Origin of the sequence: Marinobacter mobilis (genome assembly GCF_900106945.1) — a bacterium.
Taxonomy (GTDB): domain Bacteria; phylum Pseudomonadota; class Gammaproteobacteria; order Pseudomonadales; family Oleiphilaceae; genus Marinobacter; species Marinobacter mobilis.
In genome coordinates, this window is sequence record NZ_FNNE01000026.1 from 1 (window position 1) to 1043 (window position 1043).

Here is a 1043-nt window from a genome sequence, read left to right on the forward strand (position 1 = left end):
CTCTTGAAGTCTTAGTGGCGCAGCTAACGCACTAAGTAGACCGCCTGGGGAGTACGGCCGCAAGGTTAAAACTCAAATGAATTGACGGGGGCCCGCACAAGCGGTGGAGCATGTGGTTTAATTCGACGCAACGCGAAGAACCTTACCTGGCCTTGACATCCTGCGAACTTTCTAGAGATAGATTGGTGCCTTCGGGAACGCAGTGACAGGTGCTGCATGGCCGTCGTCAGCTCGTGTCGTGAGATGTTGGGTTAAGTCCCGTAACGAGCGCAACCCCTATCCCTAGTTGCTAGCAGTTCGGCTGAGAACTCTAGGGAGACTGCCGGTGACAAACCGGAGGAAGGTGGGGATGACGTCAGGTCATCATGGCCCTTACGGCCAGGGCTACACACGTGCTACAATGGCGCGCACAGAGGGCAGCAAACCCGCGAGGGGGAGCCAATCTCACAAAACGCGTCGTAGTCCGGATCGCAGTCTGCAACTCGACTGCGTGAAGTCGGAATCGCTAGTAATCGCGAATCAGAATGTCGCGGTGAATACGTTCCCGGGCCTTGTACACACCGCCCGTCACACCATGGGAGTGGATTGCACCAGAAGTAGTTAGTCTAACCTTCGGGAGGACGATTACCACGGTGTGGTTCATGACTGGGGTGAAGTCGTAACAAGGTAGCCGTAGGGGAACCTGCGGCTGGATCACCTCCTTAAACGATACCGAAGCCTCGGTCAGAGTCCACACGAATTACTTGGTTAACTTAGAAGAGAGCAATGGGGTCTTCACGGGCCCATACCATTGGGTCTGTAGCTCAGGTGGTTAGAGCGCACCCCTGATAAGGGTGAGGTCGGTGGTTCAAGTCCACCCAGACCCACCAGAATTTTTCTGTCTGACAGTCAAATTCTTGTATAGCTTATATGGGGCTATAGCTCAGCTGGGAGAGCGCCTGCCTTGCACGCAGGAGGTCGGCAGTTCGATCCTGCCTAGCTCCACCATTACTTACTGACTTGTGTCAGTGTGCAGAAACAAGTATTTCAACGTGATGAACGTT

General features: G+C 54.2%; 2 tRNA genes and 1 rRNA gene. All 3 read left to right on the plus strand.

Going from position 1 to position 1043, the window contains the following annotated elements:
* Positions 1-704: ribosomal RNA gene (locus tag BLV11_RS18165) — 16S ribosomal RNA — on the plus strand; the annotation flags it as partial.
* A gap of 88 nt (positions 705-792) precedes the next feature.
* Positions 793-869: transfer RNA gene (locus BLV11_RS18170), tRNA-Ile, on the plus strand.
* Between the two features lie 42 nt (positions 870-911).
* Positions 912-987: transfer RNA gene (locus BLV11_RS18175), tRNA-Ala, on the plus strand.
* Positions 988-1043 lie beyond the last annotated feature (56 nt).